A 26,364-nucleotide genomic window follows, 5' to 3' on the forward strand; every position below is an offset into this window, starting at 1 on the left:
GTGAAGTAAGCCGGGCGGTATCATGTCGCGGCGCGGCGGCCAGAGGGCTGCCGCGCCGTTTGCCATTTGCGCCACGCGTTCATTGTTCACGCCTCAGCCTTCCTTATGCCAGCTCTCCAACTCGTCATCGACTCCATGCCCGTGCTGCTGCAGGGCGCGCTGCTGACCATCAAGTTCGCGTTGTGGTCGATGGTGTTCGGGCTGATGCTGGGCACGGTGGTGGCGCTGATGGGCATCAGCCATAGCCGCGTGCTCAAGGCGGTGGCGCGCACCTACGTCAGCATCATGCGTGGCACGCCGCTGCTGGTGCAGATCTTTGTCGTCTACTACGGGCTGCCGGGCATCGGCATCGCGCTGGAGCCCACCCCCGCGGGCGTGCTGACGCTGAGCCTGAACGTCGGCGCCTACCTGTCCGAGAGCATGCGCGGGGCCATCCTGGGCGTGTCGCGCGGCCAATGGCTGGCAGCCTACAGCCTGGGCCTGACGCCGGTGCAGGCACTGCGCTACGTGATCGGCCCGCAGGCGCTGCGGCTGGCGGTGCCAAGCCTGTCCAACAGCCTGATCAGCCTGATCAAGGACACCTCGCTGGTATCGGTCATCACCGTGACCGAGCTGCTGCGCACTGCGCAGGAGGTGATCGCGGCCACCTACCAGCCGCTGCCCCTGTACCTGGCGGTAGCGGCGATCTACTGGGTGCTGAGCACCGGGCTGTCGGGCGTGCAGCATATGCTGGAGCGGCGCTTGTCGCTGCCCGGGCGCCACTGATCGGCGCGCAAAAGAAAAAGGCCAGCTCCGCGGAGCTGGCTTTTTTTTATCGCCGGGCCGGTCAGCCCTGCGCGATGCGGCTGGCGATATGCCCCAGCGCCTCTTCCACCTGGTCCACCAGGACCAGGCACAGGTCGCCCGGCTGCAGGTGCGACAGCGCGGTATCGATGGCGAGGAACTCGCCACGGATCTCCTCGACCTGGCCGGCGCGTTGCGCGCCCTGCAGGCCTTCGCGCAGCAGCGCCAGCACCTCGCCGTCGGCGCGGCCGCGCTGGCACTGGTCCTGGTACAGGATGACTTCATCGAACACGCCGCCCAGGATCTGGGTCTGGCGGCGGATGTCGTCGTCGCGGCGGTCGCCCGCGCCGCTGATCACCACCATGCGCCGCTTGGCCGGGATGGTCTCGACAGCGTTGCACAGCGCCAGGATGGCATCCGGGTTGTGGCCGTAGTCGGCGATCAGCGTGGCGCCGCGGTAGTCGAACACGTTGAAGCGTCCCGGGGCGGTCTGCGCGTCGTTGACGAAGGTGGCCAGGCCACGGCGGATGATGGACCAGTCGATGCCCAGCGCCCACGCGGCCGCGATCGACGACATCGCGTTATCGACCTGGAAGCCGATGGTGCCGTTGCGCGTCAGCGGGATCTCGGCCAGAGCGATGCGCACTTCGGTCTCGCCTTCGGACGCGACGATGTCGGCGCCGTCCACGAACACCACGCGCTTGCCCTGCGCGCGGTGCGTGGCCATGGCCGGCTGGTTGGGATCGTGGGCGAAGAAGGTGACGCTGCCGGGGCAGGCGTCGGCCATGCGCACCACCATCGGGTCGGCTGCGTTCAGGACCGCCATGCCGTGCGGCGCGACGTTCTGCACGATCACGCTCTTGAGCACCGCCAGGTCTTCCACCGAGTTGATGTAGGACAGGCCCAGGTGGTCGCCTTCGCCCACGTTGGTCACCACCGCCACGTCGCAGCGGTCGAATGCCAGGCCTTCGCGCAGCAGGCCGCCGCGCGCGGTTTCAAACACGGCGGCGTCCACGTCCGGGTGCAGCAGCACGTTGCGCGCGCTGCGCGGGCCGCTGCAGTCGCCGGTGTCGATGCGCTCGCCCTGGATATACACGCCATCGGTGCCGGTCATGCCCATGCGCAGGCCGCTGGTGGCCATGATGTGGGTGATCAGCCGGACCGTGGTGGTCTTGCCGTTGGTGCCGGACACGGCCACCACCGGGATGCGGCCATCGTCGCCATCGGAGAACATGGTCGAGACAATGGCTTCGCCGACCGCGCGGCCCTTGCCGTAAGACGGCTGCAGGTGCATGCGCAGGCCCGGCGCGGCGTTTACCTCGACGATGCCGCCGGCCTGTTCCTCGAACGGCTTGAGCATGGTCTCGCACACGGCGTCGACGCCGGCGATGTCCAGGCCCACCATCTGCGCCGCCGCCACGGCACGCGCGGCGATGTCCGGGTGGACGTCGTCGGTCACGTCGGTGGCGCTGCCGCCGGTGGACAGGTTGGCGTTGTTGCGCAACACCACGCGCGTGCCGTTGGCCGGCACGGAATCGGCGGTCAGGTTCTGCTTGGCCAGCGTGGCCAGCGCGATGTCGTCAAAGCGGATCTTGGTCAGCGAGGTCGCATGGCCCTCGCCGCGGCGCGGGTCGCGGTTCACTTCCTCGACCAGCTGGCGCACCGTATGCACGCCGTCGCCGATGACCTGCGGCGGATCGCGGCGCGCGGCCGCCACCAGCTGCTTGCCGACCACCAGCAGGCGGAAGTCATGGCCCGGGATATAGCGCTCGACGATCACATCCGAGCTGATGTCCGAGGCGACCTCGTAGGCCGTCATCACTTCCTCGCGGGTGCGGATGCGCACCGCCACGCCCTTGCCCTGGTTGCCGTCGCGCGGCTTGACCACCACCGGGGCGTCGATTTCCTGCGCTGCGGCCCAGGCCTCTTCGGCGCTGCGCACCGAGCGGCCCAGCGGCACCGGCACGCCGGCGGCGTGCAGCAGGGTCTTGGTCAGGTCCTTGTCCTGCGCGATCGATTCGGCCACGGCGCTGGTGCGGTCGGTCTCGGCGGCCTGGATGCGGCGCTGCTTGCTGCCCCAGCCGAACTGCACCATCGAGCCCTGCGTCAGGCGCCGGTAGGGGATGCCGCGCGCCACGGCGGCGTAGACGATGGAGCCGGTGCTGGGCCCCAGGCGCACGTCCTCGTCCAGCTCGCGCAGGCGGTGCAGCGCGTCGGCCAGGTCGAACGGGGTGTCGTTGCGCGCGGCGCGGCACAGGGCCTCGGCCAGCTCGAACGCAAGCCGGCCGACTTCTTCCTCGCTGTATTGCACGATCACCTGGTAGGTGCCGGGCTCGACCGTCTGCGCGGTGCGGCTGAAGGTGACCGGGCAGCCGGCAGCGGCCTGCAGGCGCAGCGCGGTCACTTCCAGCACGTGGGCCAGGGACAGCTCGCCCGACTCCTCGTCCGGGCGCAGCGGCCCGATCTCGGGGAAACGGGCGCGCAGCCGGTCTTCAAAACCGGGCAGCGCCGACAGCATGTTGGTGGCATCCTGGCAGGCCACGATCGCCTCGATGGCGGTGTGGCGGCACCACAGGTTCGGGCCCCGCAGGGCCCGGATACGTGAGACTTCCATAGAACGGTTTCCGTGTCTTCTATGCGCGGTTGAGCTTGGGGCCGCGTCAGGCGCGGCGCGCAGGCTGGCCCATCCAGTGGTGCACCAGGTCGACGGTGGCGCCGGTGGCGGCCTCGTCGCACTGCAGTACCAGCAGGTCGCCCGGCACCAGCTGGTTCAGGGCGGTTTCAATGGCGCTGGCACGCGTGCCTTCGTCGATGATCTTGGTGACGCGCCGGCCTTCGTACAGGCCCTGCTTGAGCAGCGCGCGCGCCTCGGCATCGGGCAGGGCGCGCTTGACGCTGCGGTCCTCGCACAGGAAGACGCGGTCGAAATGCTGGCCCAGCGCCATGCCCTGGCGCACCAGGTCTTCGTCGCGGCGTTGCATGCCGGCGCCGTAGACCACCATGCGGCGCTCGGCCGGGAAGCGCTCCAGCGCGGTCGCCAGGGCTTCCAGCGCGGGCGCGTTGTGGGCGTCGTCGACCACCACGGTGGCGCCGTTGCGCTCGAACAGCGTGAAGCGGCCCGGCACGTCGACCTGGCCGACATCGAAGGTCACCACGCCGGCGCGGATCAGGTCGTTGGAAATGCCCAGCGCCCAGCCCGCGGCCACGGCCGCCAGCACGTTCTCGACCTGGAACGCGACGCGCCCGGCATAGGTCAGCGGCACCGCGGCCACGTCCACCAGCGCGGTTTCGCTGCTGCCGGTGGCCAGCACGATCTTGCCTTCGCGCAGGTACACCGCGCGCTTGCCGGCGGCACGGTGCGACACGATCGCGGGCAGCTCCGGCGTCAGGCCGAAGAAGATCACGTCGCCGTCGCACAGCCCGGCCATCTCCACCAGGCGTTCGTCGCGCGCGTTGAGCACGGCCGCGCCGGTCTCAAGCACCACGTCGACCTGCGTGCGCAGCACGTTGTACATGCGGTCCTCGTCCTCGACGTAGTAGTCGCCGAGGTGGTCGGGCTGGTCGAAATTGGTGACCACGCCGACCTGGCAGCGGTCGTAGGCCAGGCCTTCGGAGAGGATGCTGCCGCTGTCGTTCTCGAACACGGCGGCCTCGACCGCGCGGTTCATCAGGATGCGATGGCCCGATTCCCAGTTGGCGCGGTCGCCGCTTTCCACCTGGCGGCGGTCCAGGAACAGCCCGTCGCTGCAGGCCAGGCCGGTATGCTTGCCCGACAGCTGCAGCAGGCGCGCCACCAGGCGCGCGACCACGGTCTTGCCGTTGGTGCCGGTCACGCCCACCACCGGGATGCGGCCCTGGTCGTCATCGGACTCAGGGAACAGGTGGTTGACGATGGCGCGGCCGACCGGACGCGGCGTGCCTTCGGCCGGCTTGATATGCATCAGCAGGCCGGGGCCGGCGTTGACCTCGACGATGGCGCCGCGCTGCTCGGCCAGCGGGCGCGAGATGTCCTCGGCCACCAGGTCCACGCCGGCGATGTCCAGCCCGACCACGCGCGCGGCCAGCGCCGCATGCGCTGCGACGCTCGGGTGCACGCGGTCGGTGACGTCGAAGGCGACATTGCCGTTGCGCTGGATCAGCACGGTGCGGCCTTCGGGCGGTACCGAGCTGGCGTCCATGCCCTGGCGCTTCAGTTCCAGGCGCGCGGCCGAGTCCAGCCGCACACGGTTCAGCGGATGATCCTCGGTGGTGCCGCGGCGCGGATCGGAATTGATCTGCAGCTCGATCAGCTCGTCGATGGTGGACTTGCCGTCGCCGACCACGCTCGCGGTCTCGCCCATGGCGGCGGCCACCAGGCGGCCGCCCACCACCAGCAGGCGGTGCTCGTTGCCGGGGATGAAGCGTTCGACGATGACGCCGTTGCCTTCGTCGATGGCCACGCCGTAGGCGGTCTCGACTTCCTCGCGGGTCATCAGGTTGGTGAACACGCCGCGGCCGTGGTTGCCGTCATAGGGCTTGACCACCACCGGCACGCCGATGTCCTCGGCGGCGTCCCAGGCGTCTGCCGGGGAATCGACCATGCGGCCCTCGGGGACCGGCACGCCGCAGGACTCAAGCAGGCTCTTGGTCAGGTCCTTGTCGCGCGAGATGCTTTCGCCGATGGCGCTGGTACGGTCGGTCTCGGCGGTCCAGATGCGGCGCTGGCGCGCGCCGTAGCCCAGCTGCACCAGGTTGCCGTCCGACAGGCGGATCGCCGGGATGTCGCGGTCGTCCGCGGCATCGACGATGCAGGCGGTGCTGGGGCCCAGGCAATGCTCGTCCACCAGGCGGCGCAGGTTGTCCACGGCGGCGGGGACGTCGAAGGGACGGTCCTCGATCGCGGCCATGACCAGGTCGCGGGCGGTGAACAGGGCGACGCGGGTGACTTGCTCGTGCCAGGCGCGCACGATCACCTTGTAGACGCCGCGCACCGGGGTCTCGCGCGCCTTGCCGAAGCCGCCGGGCATGCCTGCCAGGTTCTGCAGCTCAAGCGTCACGTGTTCCAGGATATGGCCGGGCCAGGTGCCGTCCTTCACGCGCTGCAGGAAGCCGCCGCGCTCGCCGATACTGCAGCGATGCTCGATCAGCGACGGCAGCCAGGCCGACAGGCGCTCGTAGAACCCCGGAATCGTGTTGGAGGGAAAGTCCTCCAGTTCCCCGATATCGACCCATGCCTCCAGTACGGGCCGATATGTCCACATATTCGGGCCGCGCAGCGACATGACATCGAAAATCTCAATGTCCTTCTTTTTCATTGAATTAGCTTGAGGCAGTGGGCGGAACCGCCCGAGAAATGGAAGCCTAACCTTTCAGTAACGTTACAGCACAGAGCGGGTTGACTTTCTTCGTGTAAAAGTGATTGTGCAGTGCATCAGGAGTACCCGCGCGTTCGTCGTTATGTATACTGCGGGCGAATTCGCGGGCCGCCAGAGCGTGCCCGGCCTAAATTTGTTTCAAGTTATGTCCGTACCCCCTGGACGCACGCCGCGCCATCCATGACCCAGTCCTCCCTGCCTGTCCCTACCGCCCCTGCTGCCGACGAGCCCTGGCGGACCGAATCCGGATCGTGGCTCCGACCCGGCGAGACCGTCCTGGCCGGACTGGTTCTGGACCTCGACGCGAAGCTGCATTTTACCCAAGGGTGGCTGGTTGTGACCGACCAGCGCATCGTTGCCCGGGCTCCCGGTGAAAAAAATGTGCGGGAATGGAACATCGGGACCTCCCTGCGCCTCTCGCACACCGACCACGCGGGCGTGGGCGCGCTGGAACTGAGCGGTCCAGAGGGCCGGCTGGCCAGCTGGCGATACACGCTTGGTTACAATCCGGCCGCGCTGCGGCTGGCCGACCAGTTCGAATTCCAGCGCGATGCCGCCGGCGCGCGCCCGGCCGGCGAGGCGGGCGAAGTGCTGTGCCCGACCTGCAAGGCGCCGCTGCCGCCGGACGAGGAACAGTGCCCCCAATGCAGCCGGGAGCTGGAAACCCCGCCGTCGACCTGGGCGCTGCTGCGCCTGTGGCGCTTTGCCCGGCCGTACCAGTGGCAGCTGCTGGCGGGCTTCCTGCTGACGCTGCTGTCCACCGCGGCCACGCTGGTGCCGCCGTACCTGACCATGCCGCTGATGGACAAGGTGCTGATCCCGTTCCAGAACGGGGTGCCAATCGACTACGGGCTGGTGCGTCTGTACCTGGCGGGATTGCTGGGGGCGGCGCTGGTGGCCTGGTCGCTGGGGTGGGCGCGCACTTACCTGCTCGCGCGCGTATCGGAGCGTATCGGCGCCGATCTGCGCACTACCACGTACGAACATCTGCTAAAGCTGTCGCTGGAATACTTCGGGGGCAAGCGCACCGGCGACCTGATGGCGCGCATCGGCTCGGAAAGCGACCGCATCTGCGTCTTCCTGTCGCTGCACCTGCTGGACTTTGCCACCGACGTGCTGATGATCCTCATGACGGCGGTGATCCTGGTATCGATCAACCCGTGGCTGGCATTGGTCACGCTGGTGCCGCTGCCGTTCATTGCCTGGATGATCCACCTGGTGCGGGACCGCCTGCGCCACGGCTTCGAGAAGATCGACCGGATCTGGTCCGAGATCACCAATGTGCTGGCCGATACCATCCCCGGCATCCGCGTGGTCAAGGCCTTTGCCCAGGAAAAGCGTGAGGTGTCGCGCTTCCGCGAGGCCAACAAGCACAACCTGGCGATCAATGACCGCGTCAACGCGGTATGGTCGCTGTTCACGCCGACGGTGACCCTGCTGACCGAGATCGGCCTGCTGATCGTGTGGGTGTTCGGCATCTGGCAGGTGTCGCACAGCGCCATCACGGTGGGTGTGCTGGTGGCGTTCCTGACCTATATCAGCCGCTTCTATACCCGGCTGGATTCGATGAGCCGGATTGTCTCGGTGACGCAGAAGGCCGCTGCCGGCGCCAAGCGCATCTTCGACATCCTCGACCATGTGTCGAGCGTGCCGGAGCCGGTGCGCCCGGCGAAGCTGGACAAGGTCGAAGGCGCCATCGACATGAGCGACCTGGGCTTCCGCTACGGTAACCGCGCGGTGATCCGCGGGCTGAACCTGTCGATCGAGCCGGGCGAGATGATTGGCCTGGTGGGGCACAGCGGCTCGGGCAAGAGCACGCTGGTCAACCTGATCTGCCGTTTCTACGATGTTTCCGAGGGCGCGATCCGCGTCGACGGCGTCGATATCCGCTCGCTGCCGGTGTCGGAGTACCGCCGCCATATTGGCCTGGTGCTGCAGGAGCCGTTCCTGTTCTTCGGCACGATTGCCGACAACATTGCCTACGGCAAGCCCGACGCCACGCGCGAAGAGATCATCGCCGCCGCGCGCGCCGCGCATGCGCATGAGTTCATCCTGCGCCTGCCGCACGGCTATGACTCGCTGGTCGGTGAGCGTGGCCAGGCGCTGTCAGGCGGCGAGCGCCAGCGCATCTCGATCGCGCGCGCACTGCTGATCAACCCGCGCATCCTGATCATGGACGAGGCCACCTCGTCGGTCGACACCGCCACCGAGAAGGAAATCCAGAAGGCGCTCGACAACCTGGTGCAGGGCCGCACCACCATCGCCATCGCGCACCGCCTGTCGACGCTGCGCAAGGCCGACCGGCTGGTGGTGATGGACCGCGGCCAGATCGTCGAGGTCGGCAGCCATGATGAGCTGCTGTTGCGCGAAGGTGCGTACTACAAGCTGTACCAGGCGCAGGCGCGCAATGTCGACACCGAGGACGGCGAAGACGAAGCGATCGAAACGCCGGAGGCCGCCAATGCCCAATGACATCCCCGCCACCACGCCGACGCCCATGTTTACGCTAGATCGCAATCGTTTTGGCCGCCTGGTCCTGATCGCCGAGGACGGCACCGTCCACGAAGGCGTGGTGCCGGTGCGCGCCTTCCCGATTTCCGCACCGCAGGGCGGCATCGGCCTGATGAGCACCGACGGGCATGAAGTGGTGTGGATTCCGCGGCTGGAGGATTTGCCGCTGGCAGAGCGCAGCATGATCGAAGCGGAACTCGCCTCGCGCGAGTTCATGCCGGAGATTCAGCGTATCGTCAGCGTGTCGACCTATGCCACGCCCAGCGTGTGGACGGTGCAGACCGATCGCGGCCAGACCGAACTGGTGCTGCGCGGCGAAGAGGCGATCCGGCGCCTGGCCGGCAGCACGCTGCTGATATCGGACACGCACGGCATCCACTACCTGATCCGCGACCTGATGGCGCTGGACAAGCACAGCCGCAAGATCCTCGACCGCTTCCTCTGAGGCGTCCCTGGCGACGCTGACCCCGGGCCGGAGCTCTGCCGGCCGGGTTCCCGATCCGGGCCCTAGTGCAGCATCTCGGACGCGTCGTCCGCGTCGTCCCAGTCATCGTGCATGACCGGCACGTCAGGCGCCATGTCGAACACCATCGAGTGGTAGCGCACGCTGAACCACTCGCGGAACATCTGCAGCGACAGTTCCTCGGGCCACATCGAGTCGTCGAACCACTCGCCCAGCATGAATTCAAAGAATTCCTGCCAGCGCTTCTCGACCCAGCGCACGGCGTTGTCGTGCGTATCGGCCAGTTCTTCCGGCAGCAGGAACACGCTCTGATCCTCGCGCACCTGCTCTAGCGTGAGGCCGGCCACCGGCTGGGGATCGACCGCCTGGATCCAGTCCAGGAACGGCTGTTCCGGGACCAGGGCGACCATGGAACGGTTGATGGTGAAGCGGGGATGGTCAGACATGGCGAAAGCCTTCAAGGACTGCAGCCGGCTATTGTAGTCCTTCGGCGCGCCGCTTCCATGCCGGCTATTGATAATCCATGGTAAAGACCATCGCGCTCGACACCGTCCCCGGGGAGGGCGTGCCGCCCAGTCCGATGTAGCGCGCGCCGAAGCGGTATGTGGCGGGAACGTTGGCCGTGATGTTGCCCATCGCATTGCGCACCTGCAGCGGAACGGGCGCGGTGCCGCTCGCATTGACGATCTGCACGCCAGCGCCACTGGCCATGCCGCCCGTCCCGCCACCGCTGATGCCGAGTATGCCGGTTGCGGCCGAGACCACGGGTGTGCCTGCGGCGCCGTCGAGTGTCATGCCGACTATGGCCGCGCCGCTGCAGGTCAACTGGATGGCGAATGGTGTGCTGCCACCCGCGCGCCCGCTCGCGAGCGTGCTGGCGCTGATCGTCGGCAAGTTGACCACCGTTGGGTAGTTGAGATTGCAGGCAATTTCCCGGGGGGTCACATTGCCGGAGAAGCCAATGTAGTTGTTGCCAGAGCCGCCTAGCGCGCCGGCCAAGCTGCCGTTGTAGACACCGAAGCCGAACTCGGTCTGGCTTGGATCGAGATTGCCTGAGGTGATCGGGCCGGTCTTGACAAATTCCACCGATACCGACACGGCATAGTTCAGGTTTGCGTCCAGGTTTCCCAGGTTAGCGCCGCGGGTATCGCACCAGACACCAGCGGCATTCGTCATGGGCTGGCCAGAGGCATTGCGCAGCCGGATGCCGATGCCGGCGACGCCGGTGGAGTAGACGCCGGGCATGACTTCAGTGCCGCTGCCGTAGTAGCAGGAGATGATGGGAGCGCCGGCCACCACGTACGGCGGCACGTAGGCACAGGTGCCGCTGAATGAATAGTAGTGCACCGTTCCGGGAATGGTGCTGCCAACGGCAAGGTTGGCGGCGACTGCAATGTTGCTTAGTGCCTGCAGATATGGCATTGCCGGCGTGGCACTGCAGGTCGCATGAGCGAAATGCGGGACCGCAAAGCATGCAAGTACCACCAGCCAGTGGCGCAGGGTGCTGATTAGTTGTTTTCCGTTCATAGCAGGGCTCGCCGTGATGGCATGCGCGGCGTGCACAAACGGCCAGGTTGCGGGCCGGCCCTCCGGCTTTCCGGCATGCCGGTTGAAGTTGCGCTACTACGATAGGTTTGGCGCAGTCCGGCGGCAATAAGGCTTGCCTTAAACCCGGGTCAGAGATTTCACGCCACCGGAACGGAAGAACTGCCAAACAGCTCCTTGATCCACACCATGCCGCAAGGCTCTGTGATCCGGACGTTCGCTTTCGTCCAGCCATTGAGGAAAACGACAAGCGCATGGCCGCCGGTTGCTGGCTATAGTCTGCGAGGGGATGCAGACAGGCCATGCCGTTTGATGAATGCAATGCATGAATCGATACTTGTCTGTCATGAATCGGGCGCCTGCCGGCAAGGCAAGGGCCCGGCAAGGAGAAGTCATGGATACGTATGTCGACCTGCAGCGGGCCATCCTGAACAACATACCCGACCAGGCCTGGCTGAAGGACGTCGGCTCCCGCTACGTCCTGGTCAATGACGCCTTCATGGCCGCATGCGGGCGGTCCGAGGCCGAGATCCTGGGCAGCACGCCGGACAAGGTGTGGTCGGAGGAATGGGGACAGGTCTACCTGGGCACCGACAAGGCCGTGGTGGCCAGCGGCATCCGCCGGCGCTATGAGGAATGCCGTCACGGCCAGGACGGCAGCCTGCACTGGTTCGATACGATCAAGATGCCGATTCGGGGCCAGGACGGCGCGGTCGTCGGCACGGTCGGCATCTCGCGCGACATTACCGACCGCAAGCGCTCCGAGCAGGAACTGCTGGACTCGCGCGCGCAGTTGCGTGAGTTGTCCGCCTACCTGCAGTCCGTGCGCGAGGCGGAGCGCACCCGGATCTCACGCGAGCTGCACGATGAGCTTGGCCAGTCCCTGACGGCATTGCGCCTGGGTCTGAGCTTTATCGAAGCGCAGCAGGGCCCCGATGCTGGCGACGCGTGCCGCAAGCATTTGCAGATGCTCAAGCAGATCGCGGATTCGACGGTGGACGCGGTGCAGCGCATCGCGGCAGACCTGCGCCCGCCGCTGCTGGATGAGCTGGGGCTGACCGCTGCGATCGAGTGGCTGGCCGAGTCCTTTTCCGAGCGCGGCGGCATCGCCTGCGAGCTGGCGCTGCAGCCCGTTGGCGAGCTCGGCGCCGAACTCAGCACCGCGGTCTTTCGCATCGCGCAGGAAGCGCTGACCAATGCCTGCCGTCATGGCCGCGCCGATCGCGTGCGGGTGGAACTGAGCGAGGCCGGCGGAACCTTGCGGCTGGTGGTTGCCGACAACGGCCGCGGCATCGATGCGTCCAGGGCCGGGCATCGCCGCAGCCTGGGTTTGCTGGGGATGCGCGAGCGTGCGCTGATGCTGGGCGGCAAGCTGGCGGTAACCGGCGAGAAGGGCGGCGGCACCCGGGTCGAGGCGCAGATTCCCAATGCCGGCGCTGCCGGCAACGGAGGGGCAAGATGATCCGCCTGATGCTTGCCGACGACCACACTATCATCCGCGACGGGCTCAAGAAGATCTTCTCCACCGTGCCCGACATGCAGGTGGTGGCCGAAGCCGCCGACGGCTGCGAAGTGTTGGCGCTGCTGCGCGCGCAGGCGCCGGACGTGCTGTTGCTGGACATGTCGATGCCGGGGCGCAGCGGCATCCTGCTGATCCAGCAGATACGGGCCGGCTATCCGGCGCTGCCGGTCCTGGTGCTGAGCATGTACCGCGAGTCGCAATACGCGGTGCAGGCTATCCGCGCGGGCGCGGCTGGCTACCTGACCAAGAATGTCGAGTCCGACCAGCTGCTCGGTGCCATCCGCAAGGTGGCGCGCGGCGGTACCGCGGTCTCGCCGGCGATTGCCGACAAGCTCCTCAGCCAGGCCCGGCAGCCCGATGCCATGCTGCCGCATGCACGGCTGACGGCGCGTGAACTGCAGGTGTTCCAGATGCTGGCCGAGGGGCTGGGCATCAATGAGGTCGCCGCGGCGCTGTTGCTCAGCGCCAAGACGGTAAGCACCCACAAGGCCAACATCCTCGGCAAGATGGACATCGCATCGACGGCCGGGCTGGTGCACTACGCCATCCGCCACGGCCTGCTCGCCGAAGCCGGGGACGCGGCCTAGTCTGCTGCGGTGCGTCTAGGAAAATCCTTAGGTCGAATTCAGCCAATCCTGATGTAGCGATGCCGGCCCGGCACCTACGCTTCAGGTAGCGAAGCCCTGACTTCGCCTGCATAACAAGACCTGAGGAGACAAGCCATGCAGCTGGATCTGCTGATCCGGGACGCCTGCGTTCGCGACGACGCGCCCCTGACCGATATCGCCATCCGCGACGGCCGCATCGCAGCCATCGAGCCCGGCATCGACGTGCCGGCGCATGAAGTGATCGAGGCCGGCGGCCGCGCCGTCATCCCGGGGCTGGTCGAAGCGCACCTGCACCTGGACAAGGCTCTGCTGCACCGCCGCCTGCCGGCGCGCTTCGGCACGCTGGACGAAGCCATCCGCGTCACCGGTATCCTGAAAAGCAAGCAGCAGCGCCAGGATGTGCTGGACCGCTCGCGCCAGGTGCTGGACATGGCGGTCAGGAACGGCACGGTGGCGATCCGCGCGCATCCCGATGTCGACCTGATCCAGGGGCTGATCGGGGTGGAGACGCTGCTTGAGCTGAAATCGGAGTACCACGATCTGCTCGACCTGCAGATCGTGGCCTTCCCGCAAGAGGGCATCCTGAAATCGCAGGGCACCCGCGAGCTGCTGACAGAGGCCATGGACATGGGCGCCGATGTGGTCGGCGGCTGTCCGTACAACGAGCTGAGCTGGGCCGACACCATGCGCCATATCGACATGGTCTTCGAACTGGCACAACGCTATGACGCGCCGGTGGATATGCATGCCGATTTTGCCGACGACACCGGCGACCAGCGCTTTGCCGCAGTGTCATATATCGCGCAGAAGACCATCGAAGCCGGCTACCAGGGGCGCGTGTCGCTGGGCCATGTCACGAGCCTGGGCGCGCTTGACGCGGCGCAGCTGCAGCCGCTGATCGAGCAGATCCGCGAGGCCGGCATCAGCATCGTCACGCTGCCCGCCACCGATCTCTATCTCGGCGGCCGCAAGGACGTCCAGAACCAGCGCCGCGGGCTGACGCCGGTGAAGGCCCTGCACAGCGGCGGGGTCAACGTGGCGTATTCCTCGAACAATATCCGCAATGCCTTCACCCCGTTCGGCAAGGCCGACATGCTGCAGATCGGCAACATGCTGGCGCACGTGGCCCAGTTCGGCGTGCCCGAGCACCAGCTCGCGGTGCTCGACATGGGCACGCACAACGCCGCGCGCGCGATCGGCCTGCACGACACCTATGGCCTCAAGGTCGGGCGCCAGGCGGACCTGGTCGTGCTCGATACCTTCCAGGTGGCCGATGCGCTGATCGACATCCCGCCGCGGCTCTGGGTGGTGAAGCGCGGCAAGATCACCGTGGTCACGCAGCATCGCTGCGAGATCCATCGGCACCGGTGCTGCCCGCACTGACAGCAATGCCCGTTCCCCGTCCATCAAGGAGTCGATCATGAGAAAGCTGCCTGCCGAAGTCGTGGCCTCACTGCTTGCCATCACCACTGTTCCCATCGCCGCGCATGCCTCGCACCTGCCGCCATGGGCCATCTTCATCAGCTGGGCCGCGACCTTTGCCATGGGCGGTCCCACGCCGGAGAACCTGAAGAAGATCTGGCCGACGCTGCCGGTGGGCTCGCTCTTTGCCTTTGTCATCGTGCTTTGCTTCCGCCAGGCAGCCGAGCAGTTCTCCGGCCCTGCGCTGATCGTGGCGGAGATGGTGATCCTGTTCACGCTCAACGCTTCGATGATGTACCTCGCACGCGTGTTCGTCAGGCTGCGCTTCATCCCCGGCATGTTCTTTGGCTTTGCCTCGTATTTTGCAACGCTGTTCGGCGGCTTCGGCCCGGTGCCGGGCGATCCCGTTGTCGCGCTCGGGGCGGTGATCGCCATGAATGCGCTCGGGCCGGCCTATGCCTGGATCAAGCATCACTATGCCGCGCCGGAATCCGTTGCCGAACGCCCATGGCAGGGCTGGAAGACCGAGACCTGAGCCGACGTGTCCTGCCGGGTCTGCGTGCAAGGCGCGGCTTGACCCGGCGCCATCATCGAATCGTTATCGCGGCGGCCGGCGCGTAGGGAATGTCAGCGTCGGACGGTCGCCGCGTATCCGGGGGAAGTGAGTATGGAATTTCTGGGTGAAGTGGATCCTTGCGGCACCGGCACGTCGCGTCGGGCATTCCTGGCCGGCTCGGCCGCGCTGGCGGGCAGCACAGTATTGCCCGCTGTCGGGCAGGAACTGGCGCAGGAGCCGGCGCAATCCGGGCGCGCGGGGCTGGCGCATTCGTCCACGGGCATGGTCACGAGCCCGCATGGACTGGCCAGCCAGGCGGGGCTTGAGGTACTGAAGGCCGGGGGCAACGCCATCGAGGCGGCGATTGCCATCGGTGCAGTGCTGAGCGTGACATATCCTCACTTTACCGGCCTGGGGGGCGACGCCTTCCTGGTGGTCAGCGACCGCGGCGGCAATGTGCGCACGTTCTCCGGCATCGGCCAGGCCGCGTCCGAGACCTCGGGTTATGCCGGCACCATTCCGCTGAGGGGCCCGGCAGCGGCCCTCACTGCCGCCGCCACCGTTGCGATCTGGGACCGCGCCTTTGCCTTCAGCCGGGACCAGTGGGGCGGCACGCAGTCGTGGTCGGCGCTGCTGGCGCGGGCCACCGAGTACGCCGCCAACGGATTCCCGGTCACGCCGTCACAGTGCTTCTGGCAGGAGTTCCGCTCGGCGGATCTGTCAGGCTGGGATGGCTTCGGACAGGTCTTCATGCCAGACGGGCGCATGCCCAGGCCGGGCCAAATGTTCCGCCAGCCCGAGCTGGCCCGCACCCTGGACCGGGTGGCGACACAAGGCGGGCGCGAATTCTACGAGGGCGACCTCGCCGGTCGCCTTGCCGCCGGGCTGGCCAAGGCCGGCTCGCCGTTGCGCGAACAGGACCTGGCGCGCTGCCAGGCGCGCGAAGAAGTGCCGCTGCGCGTCGCTTACCGCGACGGCGAACTGCTCGGCCTGCGTCCGCCCACGCAAGGCGTGACCACGCTGGAGATCATGGGCATCCTCGACCGGTTCGATCTGTCCGGTATCCCGGAAGGCAGCGCAGACTATTACCACCTGCTGGTCGAGGCGGTGAAGCTGGCGTTCCTGGACCGCAACCGCTATGTCGCCGATCCCGATTTTGTCGACGTGCCGCTGGACCGGCTGTTGTCCAGGTCCAATCTCGATGCCCACGCGCGCCGCATCCGCATGGACCGCGCCATGGCGTGGCCGCATGTGTTCAAGCCCGGCGACACGGTCTACATCGGCGCCGCCGACCGCGAGGGCCGCTGCGTGAGCATGCTGCAGACCGTCTATTTCGACTGGGGCAGCGGCCTGGTCGTCGGCGACACGGGGGTGCTCTGGCACAACCGCGGCGCATCGTTCAGCCTCGATCCCGCCAGCCCCAACGTGCTGCGCGGCGGCAAGCGGCCGTTCCATACCCTCAATCCCGGCATCTACCTGAAGCAGGGCCGGCCGCACCTGCTGTACGGCACGCAAGGCGCCGACGGCCAGCCGCAGACACTGGCCGCGGTGCTGACACGGATGATCGACTACGGCATGGATCCGCTGACGGCTCTGCGCCGCCCGCGCTTCCTGCTGGGCAAGACCTTCTCGGACAGCCGCGACAGCCTCAAGCTGGAACAGGATGCCGGCCTGCCGGTGTTCAGCGAGCTTGCCGCGCGCGGCCATCAACTGAGCCCGATCCCTGCGCAAAGCCAGCTGGCCGGCCATCCGGGTGCGATCCGGATCGATGCCGGCGGGCAGCTTGCCGGCGCGCACGACCCGCGCAGCGATGGCCGGGCGCTGGGGGTATAAACCGGCGCACCAGCGCCTGCCGCGCTTCCCGCTGACGCTGCGCGGTGCCGGTGCGTCACCCAAGAAAAAGCCCTCGGCCAGGGAGGACGAGGGCCACAAGTGGTAGCGGGCGAGTCGCAGTACGCCCGCATGCCATGATGGTGCCGCTACGCGATCCGGGCATCCCCAATTCTGGGGATGTTGCTTTCCATTGCGCGCTGATAGCACCAACCATCAATGGAGCAAAGGAGCGTGCAATTCCCTGAAATCGAACGCGTCCGATTTGTCATTGATGCCATGAATCGTCAGGACAGCATCGTGGGTCATCGCCAGCTGCAGGCCTGCGGCAATCGCGGCATCGCGGGACGGGTAGACCGGTCCGGGGTTATCGCGGTCGTATTCCAGGGCCCACTGCGCGTCTCGCGTGAGCATGACCTCGATGGACTTGATTGGCATCGCCAACTCCGTTTCATGTGGACGATGTGCGTTCGCGCGGGCGTGGAGAAAGGGCCTGGCAACGGGAGCCGGTGCCAGGCCAGCCCGCCTGTGGAGCACTGTGTTGCTGATGCCGTGCGTTGCCCGGCCTGCAGCAATTCCAGCGTAGGCCAGCGCTGGGGTAATGACTGCAAACAACTGCAAACGCGGCGGTGCGATACGGATGCCGTCCTGGAAGGCAGATGGCGGGGGATCCGGCCGCCAAAGAAAAAACCCGCGAAGCCTTGGGCTTGCGCGGGTTTCTAGACCTGCTGGTATTGCATCGGACTGAATACTGGTGGAGCCGGCGGGAATCGAACCCGCGTCCGTAAGCCCTCCACAGAGAGTTCTACATACTTAGTTCTGTCATTTGATTTAACCGGTGCATCGCGGACGAACACGCTCTGCAACGGCGAGTCACTAGATTTTCGTCCCCGGCTTCGTGACCCTTCCGGAGCTTATCTGACGTAAATGACCTCGCGTGGTCTTGCGACCCTAGCCCGTCAGCGAGCCAGTGCGAGGACGGCCGCAATTAAGCGGCCAGTGCGTAACGTTCGTCGTTAGCAGTTATTGCATTCCCATTGATTAACGAGGTGACGGGTCCTCGGTATGCCCTCCACTGCTTTGTAACCCACGTCGAAACCAGGTCGGCCCCAGTGAGGAAGCTGGATTGTACCCGGTTGGACGCAAGCTGTCGCGGGGAGTTCCTGGCTCGGCCAGGATACCCCTGCGACACAATCAGGCGACCGCGGCGGGCAACAGCAGCGGGATCAGCTCGGCCGGGTGGCGGATCAGGTGGTCGGCGCCCCAGGTCTCGGGCGGTTCGGCGTCGCCGCAATAGCCATAGGCGGCGGTGACGGTGATCATGCCGGCGGCCTTGCCGGCCTGGATGTCGCGCAGGTCATCGCCCACGTAGACGCACTGGCGCGGGTCGACGCCGGCGCTTGCCGCGGCATGCAGCAGCGGGGCGGGGTGCGGCTTGGCGTGGGCCGTGGTGTCGCCGCTGACGACCGCGCTGGCGCGCGGGGCCAGGCCGATCGCGGCGACCAGCGGCACGGTGAAGCGGGCGATCTTGTTGGTGACGATGCCCCACGGGATGCCCGCTGCCTCGAGCGCGGCCAGCACTTGCGGCATGCCGTCGAACAGGCGCGTGTGCACCGCGATGTCGGCCTCGTAGTAGTCCAGGAAGACATCGCGCAGCGCCGGGAACTCTGCATCCTCCGGACGCAGGCCGAAGGCTGCACGCAGCAGTCCGCGCGCGCCGTGCGAGGCGAGGGGACGCAGTTTTTCATAGGCCACCGGCGCCTGGCCGCGTTCGACGACCAGCCGGTTGGCGGCCGCCGCCAGGTCCGGCGCGGTATCTGCCAGCGTGCCGTCCAGGTCGAAGAAGACCCCTGCAATGCCGGCCCTCATGCTGCCACCCGGCGGAACGCCATCATGTAGTTCACATCGGTGTCGCGGCCCAGCGCATACACCTGCGACAGCGGGTTGTAGGTCATGCCGCGCATTTCCAACAGGTCCAGCCTGGCCTGGCGGGCAAAGCGCGCGAGCTCGGACGGCGTGATGAACTTGTCGTAGTCGTGCGTGCCGCGCGGCAGCATATTGAGCACGTATTCCGCGCCGACGATGGCCAGCAGGTAGGCCTTCAGGTTGCGGTTGATGGTCGAGAAGAACACATAGCCGCCGGGCTTGACCAGCGTGGCACAGGCTTGCACGATCGACGCCGGATCGGGCACATGCTCCAGCATCTCCATGCAAGTCACCACATCGACGCTCGCCGGTTCACGTGCGGCCAGCGCTTCTGCGGCGATCTCTTCGTAGGTGACGGCAACGCCGGTCTCCAGGCTGTGCAGGTCCGCTACCTTCAATGCCTTGGTCGAGAGATCGATACCGCGCACCGTGGCACCCAGGCGTGCCATGCTTTCGGACAGGATGCCGCCGCCGCAACCCACGTCGACCACGCGCTTGCCGGCCAGGCCGGCGATGCCGTCGATCCAGCCCAGGCGCAGCGGGTTCAGCTCATGCAGCGGCTTGAACTCGCTTTCCGGGTCCCACCAGCGGTGGGCCAGTTCGCTGAACTTGTCGATTTCCTTCGGATCGGCATTGCGGCGCGGCAGGTCCTGATTGGCGGCACCGGCTGCGGAAAGGGTTTGCGATTGCAACGTCATCGTATGCGGGGCCGGCGGCACTAGCCGCGCCGGCGGTGTGAAGGGAAGAGAGGGACAGTCCGGGCAACTGTACCAAAAAAAAAGCCCAGCTTGCGCTGGGCTTTTCGTCGTCGGAAAGAATCCGATTAACGTGCGCTGCGGGTGCCGACCACTTCGACTTCCACGCGGCGGTTCGGCTGCTGGCAGGCGATCTGGGACTTGCGGTTGCCCTTGCACGACTTCGGATCGACCTTCAGCTGGCGCTTGCCCTTGCCTTCGGTGTAGACGCGGTTGGCTTCAACGCCCTTGCTCACCAGGTAAGCCTTGACCGATTCAGCACGACGGATCGACAGGCGATCGTTGTACTTGTCCGAACCGAACGAGTCGGTGTGGCCAACGGCGATGATGACTTCCAGGGTGATGCCTTGCAGCTTCGAGACCAGGTCGTCCAGCTTGGCCTTGCCTTCCGGCTTCAGGACAGCCTTGTCGAAGTCGAACAGGGTGTCAGCAGCGAAAGTGACCTTCTCGCTCGAGACGACCGGAGGAGCCACCGGAGCCGGTGCCGGTGCCGGTGCGGCCGGGGCCAGGGCGCCGTCGCACAGCGCGTTGGCGGTGGCCGGGGTCCAGGAGCTGTCGCGCCAGCAGAGCTCGTTCGTGCCATTCTTCCACACGTACTCGCTCGTACCGTTGCCCCAGTTGTCGTTCACTGCCTTCTTTTCATAAGGGACGGACTGAGCTTGAGCGGATGCAGCCATTACTGCGGTAGCTGCAACGAGCGCGAGCTTGGCAAATTTTTTCATATTTCTCCTCTCAGGATGAGATCACCGCAGGGTTACTGCGAGCAAATGGACGAAAACAAGTCATACATTCTTCGGAGTATAACATTCTCGATGTGGTGGATGCTCCACTTCGAACAATGTCTGGCTCTTCGCTGGGGAATTGTGCCACAAGGGTCGTTTCCTAAGAAGTAAATATATTCGATTCGCCGCATGGGTTTTGGGCCTGTGGTGTTTGTGCAACATGGGTCTTGTATCGCCCGCAAAGCCTTGTGGCATCAGGGATTCCGGGTTTCAGTCAGGGCCTCGGGAGGTGTGCGCAAGGGCTGTCCGGAGAGCGGCAGGCGGGGGGTGGCGGCATGTTAGAATGGCACGTTGCCCAGCCGTCAGGCGCCCACCGTGCCGCGCGCTAAAGGGCCTGTCATTCGCTTAAACCTGCCGCATAAACCACGCCGCAATGGATCCATTCGCAAAAGAAACCCTTCCGGTCTCCCTCGAAGAGGAAATGCGCCGCTCCTATCTCGATTACGCCATGAGCGTGATCGTGGGCCGGGCGCTTCCTGATGTGCGGGACGGCCTGAAACCGGTGCACCGGCGCGTGCTGTTTGCGATGCACGAGCTCAACAACGACTGGAACCGACCCTACAAGAAGTCGGCCCGTATCGTCGGTGATGTGATCGGTAAGTATCACCCGCACGGCGATACCGCAGTCTACGACACCATCGTCCGCATGGCGCAGGACTTCTCGCTGCGCTACATGCTGGTCGACGGCCAGGGTAATTTCGGTTCGGTCGACGGCGATAACGCCGCGGCCATGCGTTATACCGAAATCCGCCTGGCGAAAATCGCCCACGAGATGCTGTTCGACATCGACAAGGAAACCGTCGATTTCGACAGCAACTACGACGGCTCTGAAAAAGAGCCTTCGATTCTGCCGGCGCGTATTCCCAATCTGCTAATCAACGGTTCGTCCGGTATTGCGGTGGGCATGGCCACCAATATCCCACCACATAACCTGAATGAAATCGTCGATGGCTGTCTGCACCTGCTGCGCAACCCGCAGGCGACGGTGGATGAGCTGATTGAATTGATTCCGGCGCCTGATTTTCCGACCGCCGGGATTATCTATGGCATCCAGGGCGTTCGCGAAGGCTATCGCACCGGCCGCGGCCGCGTGGTGATGCGGGCCAAGACGCACTTCGAGGACATCGACCGCGGCCAGCGCCAGGCGATCATCGTCGATGAGCTGCCCTACCAGGTCAACAAGCGCACCTTGCTCGAGCGCATCGCCGAACTGGTCACTGAAAAGAAGATCGAGGGCATTTCCGACATCCGCGACGAGTCGGACAAGTCTGGCATGCGCGTGGTGATCGAGCTCAAGCGCAATGAGGTGCCTGAGGTTGTTCTCAACAACCTATATAAGAACACCCAGCTGCAGGACACCTTCGGCATGAACATGGTGGCGCTGGTCGACCGCCAGCCGCGCCTGCTGAACCTGCGCCAGATGCTGGAGTACTTCCTGGCGCACCGGCGCGAAGTCGTCACCCGCCGCACGGTGTTCGAGCTGCGCAAGGCGCGCGAGCGCGGCCACGTGCTGGAAGGCCTGGCCGTGGCGCTGGCCAATATCGACGAATTCATCGCCATCATCAAGGCCGCACCGACGCCGCCGATCGCCAAGCAGGAACTGATGGCGAAGGCATGGGATTCGGCCCTGGTCCGCGAAATGCTTGCGCGCGCCGAAGGCGAGACCCCGGGCGGCCGCGCCTCCTATCGTCCGGACGGGCTGCCGCCGGTGTTCGGCATGCAGGCAGACGGCCTGTACCGCCTGTCGGATGGCCAGGCGCAGGAAATCCTGCAAATGCGCCTGCAACGCCTCACCGGGCTCGAACAGGACAAGATCGTCCAGGAATATCGCGACATCATGGCGGTAATCACCGACCTGCTGGATATCCTGGCGCGGCCGGAGCGTATTACTGCCATCATCATCGACGAACTCACCGCTATCCGCGCCGAATTCGGCGACGAGCGCCGTTCGCAGATCGAGCTGAACGCGACCGAGCTGGACACCGAAGACCTGATCACGCCGCAGGACATGGTGGTCACGCTGTCGCACAGCGGCTACATGAAGAGCCAGCCGATTTCCGAGTACCGCGCGCAAAAGCGTGGCGGACGCGGCAAGCAGGCGGCAGCGACCAAGGAAGACGACTGGATCGACACGCTGTTCGTGGCCAATACCCACGACTACATCCTGTGCTTCTCCAACCGCGGCCGGCTCTACTGGCTGAAGGTGTACGAGGTGCCGCAGGGCTCCCGCAACTCGCGCGGGCGCCCGATCGTCAACATGTTCCCGCTGTCCGAAGGCGAGAAGATCAATGTGATCCTGCCGGTCAAGCAGTTTGACGCCGAGCACTTCATCTTCATGGCCACCGCCCGCGGCACGGTCAAGAAGACCGCCCTGACCGAGTTCTCCAATCCGCGCAAGGCCGGCATCATTGCGGTCGACCTGGACGAGGGCGACTACCTGATCGGCGCGGCCGTGACCGACGGCCAGCACGATGTGATGCTGTTCTCCGATGCCGGCAAGGCCGTGCGCTTCGACGAGAACGACGTGCGTCCGATGGGCCGCCAGGCGCGCGGCGTGCGCGGCATGAACCTTGAAGACGGCCAGACCGTAATCGCCATGCTGGTGGCGCCGGCCGAGACCGCCGAAGAGGCTGAGGCGGGCATGCGCGGCAGCGTGCTGACCGCGACCGAGAACGGCTACGGCAAGCGCACCCCCATTGCTGAGTACACTCGACACGGCCGCGGCACCAAGGGCATGATTGCGATCCAGACGAGCGAGCGCAATGGCCGTGTGGTGGCGGCAGCACTGGTTTCGCCCGAGGATGAGATCATGCTGATCACCACCGGCGGCGTGCTGATCCGTACCCGCGTGGCTGAAATCCGCGAAATGGGCCGCGCCACGCAGGGTGTCACGCTGATCAACGTTGACGAAGGCACCAAGTTGTCCGGGCTGCAGCGCATCGTCGAAAGCGATGCCGACAACGGTGCCGGTGGCGACGAGGCTGAAGACGCCGACGGTGCAGAAGGTGCTGCCGGGGCCGACTTGGACGCTAATCCGTAAGACAAATCGTAAATTGTTGCAACAATAGGACGCCAGCCGGAACTCGCCTCGCGGCTGTCCGGACTAAAACGGACGTATTTACCAGGGAGTCACAATGCTCAAAACCTATCGACGTATCGCAGTTCTGGCCGCTTTCGTTCCGACCTTCATGATGGCGCAGCACGCCCATGCGCAGGATGCGGAAAAGACAGCAGCCATCAAGGAACTGCTTTCCGTCATGCAGGCTGACCAGGCCGTCAAGGGCCAGGCCGAAAACTGGCAGCAAGGCGCCAAGCAGGAAGCTCCGCTGGTGCTGGAACAAGTGCTGGTCGAGAACAAGACCCTGAACGACAAGCAGAAGCAGGCCGCTGTCGAAAAGCTGAAGAAGAACGGCGCGGTGCAGCGCATGGTTGACGGCGCCGGCTCGGCGTTCAGCACCGATGGCTTCCGCAAGGACGCGATCCAGGCGCACTACGATGCCTTCGGCAAGTACTACTCGACGGCGGAACTCAAGGACCTGACCACCTTCCTTAAGTCGCCGACCGGCCAGAAGTTCATGGCCAACCAGGGCAAGGCGACCCAGGAGATCTGGGGTTCGATGATGCAGAAGTACGGCCCGCAGGTCGGCAAGTCGATGCGCGACGCCGCAGAGAAGGAAATCACCGCCGCTTCGAAGTGATGCTGGCGTGATCCGCGACTGAATCAGACCGCCGCCCGCCTGCAGCCTTGCAGGCAAGTGCGGCCCCGGGGCCTGGCCCCGGGTGCCCAACGGGGCGCGGGTTTGAGGGATAATGGCTGCTTGGGTAACACCGGCAGCCATTTTTCCATTCCCCGTCTCATGAACGATCCCCAGAATCCCGCTCTTGCCGGCATGATGCAGCGTGCATTGGCCGAACGTGTCTACAACTTCTCCCCTGGCCCGGCGGCGCTGCCCGCCGAAGTGCTGCAACAGGCTGCCGAGGAGATGCTGTCCTGGCACGGGACCGGGGTTTCGGTGATGGAGATGAGCCACCGCAGCCGCGAATTCGAAAGCATCCATAACGAAGCGATCGCTGACCTGCGCGAGTTGCTGCACATCCCCGCCAATTTCAAGGTGCTGTTCCTGCAAGGCGGCGCCATCGGCGAAAACGCCATCGTGCCGCTGAACCTGATGCGGCTGCGCAGCGCCGAGCAGCCCAAGGCCGATTTCGTCGTCACCGGCACCTGGTCGGTCAAGACCGAGCAGGAAGCCCGCCGCTATGGCGCGGTCAATATCGCTGCCACCAGCGAGGCGCAGAAATTCCACCGCATCCCCGACGTTGCGGACTGGAAACTGTCGGACGATGCCGGCTACGTGCACCTGTGCACCAACGAGACCATCGTCGGCGTGGAGTTCCAGGACATTCCCGATATCGGCCAGGTCAAGGGCGACCGCGTGGTGGTGGCGGACGCTTCCAGCCATATCCTGTCGCGCCCGATCGACTGGTCGCGCGTGCAGGTGGTCTACGGCGGCGCGCAGAAGAATATCGGCCCGGCCGGCGTCACCATCGTGATCGTGCGCGACGACCTGCTCGGTCATGCCCACCCGCTGTGCCCGTCGGCATTCAACTGGCGCCTGGTGGCCGAGCACAACTCGATGTACAACACGCCGCCGACCTATGCGATCTATATCGCCGGCCTGGTCTTCAAGTGGCTCAAGCGCCAGGGCGGCGTGCCCGCGATCGAGCAGCGCAATATCGCCAAGGCGTCGGCGCTGTACAACTACCTGGACCAGAGCGATTTCTATCGCAACGAGATCCATCCGAGCTGCCGCTCGCGCATGAACGTGCCGTTCTTCCTGGGCGACGAATCGCGCAATGAAGCGTTCCTGCAGCAGGCGCGGGCCAACGGCCTGGTGCAGCTCAAGGGACACAAGACCGTGGGCGGCATGCGCGCCAGCATCTATAACGCGATGCCGCTGGAAGGCGTGATGGCGCTGGTCGATTTCATGCGCGAGTTCGAGCGTACGTCCGCCTGACGCGCATTCCCGCTGGCTGCCCGCGCACGTCAGGCACAGTGCGCCGGCAGGCAGAGGTCAGTTTTTCTCCGGCCGCCGCGCCCCGGCGGCCCACCGGATTCATACAAAATGACAAGCCAAGACCGCACCCCCGCGCGCGAGGAGACGCCGCCCAACGAGCAGCAGAACGATAGCCACCTGAGCGAAGCCGAGCGCAAGCTGTCGGTCGAGCTGAGCCCGCTGCGCGAGCAGATCGACACCGTTGACCGCGAACTGCTGGCGATGCTGAACCGCCGCGCCAAGCTGGCACTCGAGGTCGGCGAGGTCAAGAAGAAGTACGGCGCGCCGGTGTTCCGCCCGGAGCGCGAGCTGCAGGTGATCCGCAAGGTGCAGGGCGCCAACCCCGGCCCGTTGCTGGGCGAAAGCGTTGCGGCGATCTGGCGCGAGGTGATGTCCGCATGCCGCGGGCTGGAAAAGCCGCTGGAAGTGGCTTTCCTCGGCCCGGCCGGCACGTTCTCCGAGCAGGCGCTGTATGCGCACTTCGGCCATGAGGTGTCGGGCGTGCCTTGCCCGAGCATCGACGAGGTGTTCCGTGCCGTCGAGGCGGGCACGGTCGAGTACGGCGTGGTGCCGGTCGAGAACTCCACCGAGGGCGCGGTGTCGCGCACGCTCGACCTGTTCCTGCAGACCTCGCTGAAGATCAGCGGCGAGATCGCGCTCAAGGTGCACCACAACCTGATGGCATCCACGCCCGACATGCAGGGCGTCACGGTGGTGCGCGCGCATGCGCAGGCACTGGCGCAGTGCCAGCACTGGCTGACCGCCAACTATCCGCACCTGGAGCGCCAGGCGGTGTCGAGCAATGCCGAGGCCGCGCGCATGGCCAGCGAAGACCCGACCGTGGCCGCGATTGCCGGCGAGTCCGCCGCCAACCGCTATCACCTGCATATCGTGCGCACGCATATCCAGGACGATCCCCACAACCGCACGCGCTTTGCCGTGATCGGCCGCTATGAGACCGAACCGTCGGGCAGCGACCAGACCTCGATGATCCTGTCGGTGCCCAACAAGGCCGGCGCGGTGTACCAGCTGCTGGCGCCGCTGGCGGAGAACGGTGTTTCAATGTGCCGCTTCGAGTCGCGCCCGGCGCGCAGCGGCGCGTGGGAGTACTACTTCTACGTCGACGTGGAAGGGCACCAGCATGAGCCGGCAGTGGCGCGCGCGATCGAAGAGCTGCGCCGCAACGCGGCTTACCTGAAGGTGCTGGGCTCGTATCCGTCGAGCAAGTAAGGCAGCCAGGCAAGAACAAGGAG

At 65.9% G+C, this 26,364-nt stretch carries 20 protein-coding genes and 1 other RNA gene; 12 read left to right on the forward strand and 9 right to left on the reverse strand.

Translation table 11 applies throughout. From position 1 onward, the window contains the following. Nucleotides 1-105 precede the first annotated feature (105 nt). Nucleotides 106-765, forward strand: a complete 660-nt coding sequence (locus AC3WLE_RS12345) for an amino acid ABC transporter permease (RefSeq protein ID WP_492317466.1) — start codon at nucleotides 106-108, stop codon at nucleotides 763-765. 61 nt (nucleotides 766-826) lie between these two features. On the opposite strand, the gene cphA (AC3WLE_RS12350) is transcribed toward AC3WLE_RS12345, so the two are convergent. Both cphA (AC3WLE_RS12350) and cphA (AC3WLE_RS12355) read right to left on the reverse strand, forming a co-directional pair. Further along, entirely contained in the window at nucleotides 827-3,397 is a 2,571-nt protein-coding gene (gene cphA / locus AC3WLE_RS12350; RefSeq protein WP_492356510.1) for a cyanophycin synthetase, read from the reverse strand. A 46-nt stretch (nucleotides 3,398-3,443) separates the two neighbouring features. Then, the gene (gene cphA, locus AC3WLE_RS12355) at nucleotides 3,444-6,077 is read right to left on the reverse strand and encodes a cyanophycin synthetase (RefSeq protein ID WP_492317464.1); all 2,634 of its coding nucleotides are present in this window, start codon (nucleotides 6,075-6,077) and stop codon (nucleotides 3,444-3,446) included. Between the two features lie 240 nt (nucleotides 6,078-6,317). On the opposite strand from cphA (AC3WLE_RS12355), the gene AC3WLE_RS12360 reads away from it, so the two are divergent. Both AC3WLE_RS12360 and AC3WLE_RS12365 read left to right on the forward strand, forming a co-directional pair. Then, nucleotides 6,318-8,609 carry a cyanophycin metabolism-associated ABC transporter gene (locus AC3WLE_RS12360; protein WP_492317463.1) on the forward strand — a complete coding sequence of 764 codons (2,292 nt, stop codon included), beginning with the start codon at nucleotides 6,318-6,320 and terminating at the stop codon, nucleotides 8,607-8,609. Then, a complete protein-coding gene (locus AC3WLE_RS12365) occupies nucleotides 8,599-9,093 on the forward strand; it encodes a cyanophycin metabolism-associated DUF1854 family protein (RefSeq protein ID WP_018312457.1) in 495 nt (164 codons plus the stop codon). Before AC3WLE_RS12360 ends, AC3WLE_RS12365 begins: the two co-directional genes overlap by 11 nt. Before the next feature lie 62 nt (nucleotides 9,094-9,155). Here AC3WLE_RS12365 and AC3WLE_RS12370 read toward each other — a convergent pair whose 3' ends face one another. Then, nucleotides 9,156-9,557 (reverse strand): hypothetical protein, encoded by a 402-nt coding sequence (locus tag AC3WLE_RS12370; RefSeq protein WP_492317461.1) that lies wholly within the window; start codon nucleotides 9,555-9,557, stop codon nucleotides 9,156-9,158. A 64-nt stretch (nucleotides 9,558-9,621) separates the two neighbouring features. Beyond that, a complete protein-coding gene (locus AC3WLE_RS12375; RefSeq protein ID WP_492317460.1) occupies nucleotides 9,622-10,638 on the reverse strand; it encodes a fimbrial protein in 1,017 nt (338 codons plus the stop codon). A 412-nt stretch (nucleotides 10,639-11,050) separates the two neighbouring features. Here AC3WLE_RS12375 and AC3WLE_RS12380 point away from each other — a divergent pair, with 412 nt between their 5' ends. The 5 genes from AC3WLE_RS12380 to AC3WLE_RS12400 all read left to right on the forward strand — a co-directional run bounded on the left by AC3WLE_RS12380 (nucleotide 11,051) and on the right by AC3WLE_RS12400 (nucleotide 16,597). Continuing rightward, nucleotides 11,051-12,118, forward strand: a complete 1,068-nt coding sequence (locus AC3WLE_RS12380; RefSeq protein WP_492317459.1) for a sensor histidine kinase — start codon at nucleotides 11,051-11,053, stop codon at nucleotides 12,116-12,118. After that, complete coding sequence (locus AC3WLE_RS12385; protein ID WP_492317458.1) at nucleotides 12,115-12,765, forward strand: response regulator; 651 nt, start codon at nucleotides 12,115-12,117, stop codon at nucleotides 12,763-12,765. The genes AC3WLE_RS12380 and AC3WLE_RS12385 overlap by 4 nt, the downstream gene beginning before the upstream one ends. A 135-nt stretch (nucleotides 12,766-12,900) precedes the next feature. Continuing rightward, on the forward strand, nucleotides 12,901-14,169 hold the full coding sequence (locus tag AC3WLE_RS12390) for an amidohydrolase family protein (protein WP_492317457.1): 1,269 nt from the start codon (nucleotides 12,901-12,903) through the stop codon (nucleotides 14,167-14,169). 37 nt (nucleotides 14,170-14,206) lie between these two features. After that, nucleotides 14,207-14,743 carry a DUF1097 domain-containing protein gene (locus AC3WLE_RS12395; RefSeq protein WP_492317456.1) on the forward strand — a complete coding sequence of 179 codons (537 nt, stop codon included), beginning with the start codon at nucleotides 14,207-14,209 and terminating at the stop codon, nucleotides 14,741-14,743. A gap of 132 nt (nucleotides 14,744-14,875) precedes the next feature. Next, nucleotides 14,876-16,597, forward strand: a complete 1,722-nt coding sequence (locus AC3WLE_RS12400) for a gamma-glutamyltransferase family protein (RefSeq protein WP_492317455.1) — start codon at nucleotides 14,876-14,878, stop codon at nucleotides 16,595-16,597. A gap of 213 nt (nucleotides 16,598-16,810) precedes the next feature. Here the strand turns inward: AC3WLE_RS12400 and AC3WLE_RS12405 are convergent, their stop codons facing one another. The 5 genes from AC3WLE_RS12405 to ompA all read right to left on the reverse strand — a co-directional run bounded on the left by AC3WLE_RS12405 (nucleotide 16,811) and on the right by ompA (nucleotide 19,997). Next, nucleotides 16,811-17,032, reverse strand: a complete 222-nt coding sequence (locus tag AC3WLE_RS12405; RefSeq protein ID WP_492317454.1) for a DUF2188 domain-containing protein — start codon at nucleotides 17,030-17,032, stop codon at nucleotides 16,811-16,813. A gap of 314 nt (nucleotides 17,033-17,346) precedes the next feature. Further along, nucleotides 17,347-17,705: a transfer-messenger RNA gene (gene ssrA / locus AC3WLE_RS12410) on the reverse strand. Nucleotides 17,706-17,788: 83 nt separating this feature from the next. Then, on the reverse strand, nucleotides 17,789-18,463 hold the full coding sequence (gph, locus tag AC3WLE_RS12415) for a phosphoglycolate phosphatase (protein WP_492356511.1): 675 nt from the start codon (nucleotides 18,461-18,463) through the stop codon (nucleotides 17,789-17,791). Continuing rightward, the gene (ubiG, locus tag AC3WLE_RS12420) at nucleotides 18,460-19,218 is read right to left on the reverse strand and encodes a bifunctional 2-polyprenyl-6-hydroxyphenol methylase/3-demethylubiquinol 3-O-methyltransferase UbiG (protein WP_492317452.1); all 759 of its coding nucleotides are present in this window, start codon (nucleotides 19,216-19,218) and stop codon (nucleotides 18,460-18,462) included. Before ubiG ends, gph begins: the two co-directional genes overlap by 4 nt. Nucleotides 19,219-19,343: 125 nt before the next feature. Beyond that, the gene (gene ompA, locus AC3WLE_RS12425; RefSeq protein ID WP_010812964.1) at nucleotides 19,344-19,997 is read right to left on the reverse strand and encodes an outer membrane protein OmpA; all 654 of its coding nucleotides are present in this window, start codon (nucleotides 19,995-19,997) and stop codon (nucleotides 19,344-19,346) included. Nucleotides 19,998-20,430: 433 nt separating this feature from the next. Between ompA and gyrA the strand changes: the two genes are divergently transcribed. The 4 genes from gyrA to pheA all read left to right on the forward strand — a co-directional run bounded on the left by gyrA (nucleotide 20,431) and on the right by pheA (nucleotide 26,341). Then, nucleotides 20,431-23,097, forward strand: a complete 2,667-nt coding sequence (gene gyrA / locus AC3WLE_RS12430) for a DNA gyrase subunit A (RefSeq protein WP_492317451.1) — start codon at nucleotides 20,431-20,433, stop codon at nucleotides 23,095-23,097. A 94-nt stretch (nucleotides 23,098-23,191) separates the two neighbouring features. Then, nucleotides 23,192-23,755 carry a DUF2059 domain-containing protein gene (locus AC3WLE_RS12435; protein WP_010812962.1) on the forward strand — a complete coding sequence of 188 codons (564 nt, stop codon included), beginning with the start codon at nucleotides 23,192-23,194 and terminating at the stop codon, nucleotides 23,753-23,755. A gap of 159 nt (nucleotides 23,756-23,914) precedes the next feature. Continuing rightward, nucleotides 23,915-25,072 carry a 3-phosphoserine/phosphohydroxythreonine transaminase gene (gene serC / locus AC3WLE_RS12440; RefSeq protein WP_492317449.1) on the forward strand — a complete coding sequence of 386 codons (1,158 nt, stop codon included), beginning with the start codon at nucleotides 23,915-23,917 and terminating at the stop codon, nucleotides 25,070-25,072. 108 nt (nucleotides 25,073-25,180) lie between these two features. Beyond that, complete coding sequence (pheA, locus tag AC3WLE_RS12445) at nucleotides 25,181-26,341, forward strand: prephenate dehydratase (protein ID WP_010812960.1); 1,161 nt, start codon at nucleotides 25,181-25,183, stop codon at nucleotides 26,339-26,341. The last annotated feature ends 23 nt before the right edge of the window (nucleotides 26,342-26,364 follow it).

It is taken from the genome of Cupriavidus sp. FW306-1B-F12B (assembly GCF_058781795.1).